This is a genomic window from Asaia sp. SF2.1, from assembly GCF_000505765.1.
Classification (GTDB): Bacteria; Pseudomonadota; Alphaproteobacteria; order Acetobacterales; family Acetobacteraceae; genus Asaia; species Asaia bogorensis.
Genome location: NZ_AYXS01000003.1, coordinates 34,499 through 36,746 on the forward strand (window position 1 = coordinate 34,499; position 2,248 = coordinate 36,746).

A 2,248-nucleotide genomic window follows, 5' to 3' on the forward strand; every position below is an offset into this window, starting at 1 on the left:
TGGGTCTGCACACCGTTGAATACGATGCCGCGCTTCTTGATCAGCTCTACCACACGCTCGATATCATGCTCGCCCTTGATACCGACCCCGATCAACCCGCGCGTTGCATGGACGCGCAACAGTTCCGCATCGAGGACGGCAGCACTTTTGAAGTCGTCTGCCACCAGCTTTATCGCCACTTGATAAGCCGCGTCGTGCCGCTCTTCGTCCGAGAGGCTCTGAGCCTTGTGCCTGGTCATCACACTCGATGTCTCCCAGCCCAGCTCCTTCGCCATTTCCTGCCAGATCTCCTGCTCGTTTCCGCCCGTCCATTTGGCCTGACGAAAGATCTGGTTGGTCTGGGACAAGATGCGGAATTTCTCCTCGGCCGACAGCTTCTGCCATTCCCGCCCCTGGCTTGCCACGAAGTCCTCGGCGCGCTTTTGCGTGTCCTTGTGCCGCTTGGAGAAGAAATCACGCGCGTGTTCGGGCACTGCGTTAACGCGGATGGCACGATGCGTCTCATCCACCTGAACCTCAATACCGAGCTCTCGCAGGCGTTCTGCGAGGATTGCCTGGAAATAGGCACCAAAGAGAAAAGAGGTCGTCTTCGTAATCCGAGCACTGTCCAGCGATCCAAGATGACCGCTTTGCGTCGCGACCGCGTTGAACAGATGGTAGTGGATATGGGATTGCGGATCGCCTGCTACCGGCACCTCGATGACGGCAGTTGCGCCGTCCGGTCCATCCTGGATTTCGAGCGTCGGTCGCGCCGTGTGGTGGCGATAGAAGACGTACGCGGTCTCACCTTCCTCGGCGTGAGCGGTTTTGCCGTCCCCGCGACGCGCGACACCGACGTGATCCATGATCATGCGCATGGTCTCCTCGCCGGCCTGATGAATGGCATGCCAGATCGCGGCGCGCTCGAGCGCGGTTCCGCAGAGCTCGGCAGCGAGGGAAACACTCTTGTCAGGGCTTGCCGTGAAGTCCCAAGCCGAAAGGTCACGCTTTTTGCCTTGACCGGCCCAGGCTTCACCCGTGTCCGCGCGCTTTGCCTCATACAGGCGTGCCAGGGCTGCATCCGTCGGCGGCGCGCTGGTATCGACGCCAAGCTGATCGGCAATGCGCGATCCCATGCCCGCCATCCAGGCACCCCGCCCGTCGCGCCCCGTATAATAGGCCACTACCCGTCCGCCGCGATCGGCAGAGGGATCCTCCTCGATCCGGACGTCTTTATCCGCCTGCGTCCGGCTCTCCTTCATATAATCGACGATAAGGGCGCCCTGCCCTTTCGCAGAGATCTTGCTGTAGGTGATCATGCCCCGTGCCCAGCCTTGTGCGATGCCGGATCGAAGCCGGGCAGGCGACGAATGTCATCATGCATGCTCTTCACCGCCTCGATCAGCTCCTTGAGAAGAGCCGTCGCCGATTCACCCTTGGGCGGTTCCTCGGGATGGAGAGCGGCGTGGATCTGGGACAAAAGCCTGCCCTGCGCAAAAACCGTCTGAATAAGGAGTTCCTGCTCCAGGCGGATGGTTTCGATCTTGATACCGATCGAGGACAGCGTTGGGTCTGCGGGGGACATGATGAGGGCCTTTCCAGTTCATGGTCAGGACAGTCTTCGATTGATCCATCCAGAGTTCGAGCAGGTTTTTTTGCTCAGCCCTGAGAAAAAGGGTGTTGTATTGACGGGACACGATTGCGCTCCGTGCAGGGGCCGCATTAGCGTTGTATCTTACTCAGGGAGTTGGACCATGAATCTGCATGATCTCGTCACTCAGGTCAGTCAGGAAACCGGACTGCCGATGCAGGATGTCAAACGCGTCATACAGGCGAGTTTCGGCACCATCGTAAAGACCGTGGCGGCCGATGAAGACGTCGTTCTGGTTGGCTTTGGGAAATTCGCGCTGAAACACAATGCGGCGCGCCAGGGTCGGAACCCCGCAACAGGGGAGATGATCGATATCCCGCCCTCGCGCGGCATGCGGTTCGCACCGGGCAAGCCGGTCAAGGACACGCTCAATCCGCCCGAGGAACCGAAGGCGCTCCCGGCAGCAAAGCCAAAAAAACAAAAGACGGCATAAAACGCCACCGCTTTTCTCAGCAGTCGCATAATTGCCATCCACTCAGGTTGCGAAAGACCTGCACACCGTCGCGCACCGCCATGACGCCGCTTACAGAAACGGCGACTGAACACAGGTCATGTCCGTCGATCGATCTTGCAGAAATCGGATCGTCGCATGCGATCAGACCTGATCGCGCAACGGTC

3 protein-coding genes are annotated in these 2,248 nt (G+C 59.4%); 1 reads left to right on the top strand and 2 read right to left on the bottom strand.

The annotated features are described in order from the left end of the window. Both mobF and P792_RS37340 read right to left on the bottom strand, forming a co-directional pair. On the bottom strand, nucleotides 1–1,298 hold a 1,298-nt coding region (gene mobF, locus P792_RS37335), incomplete at its 3' end, for a MobF family relaxase (RefSeq protein ID WP_023977722.1). Then, entirely contained in the window at nucleotides 1,295–1,564 is a 270-nt protein-coding gene (locus tag P792_RS37340) for a hypothetical protein (RefSeq protein ID WP_023977723.1), read from the bottom strand. The genes mobF and P792_RS37340, both read right to left, overlap by 4 nt. A 169-nt stretch (nucleotides 1,565–1,733) precedes the next feature. On the opposite strand from P792_RS37340, the gene P792_RS37345 reads away from it, so the two are divergent. Next, nucleotides 1,734–2,063: an HU family DNA-binding protein gene (locus P792_RS37345; RefSeq protein WP_023977724.1), complete on the top strand. Its 330-nt coding sequence runs from the start codon at nucleotides 1,734–1,736 to the stop codon at nucleotides 2,061–2,063. The last annotated feature ends 185 nt before the right edge of the window (nucleotides 2,064–2,248 follow it).

What these genes read in the sequence shown, in the direction of transcription:
- P792_RS37340 (WP_023977723.1), bottom strand. Translation starts at nt 1,564, where the DNA reads ATGTCCCCCGCAGACCCAACGCTGTCCTCGATCGGTATCAAGATCGAA.
- P792_RS37345 (WP_023977724.1), top strand. Translation starts at nt 1,734, where the DNA reads ATGAATCTGCATGATCTCGTCACTCAGGTCAGTCAGGAAACCGGACTG.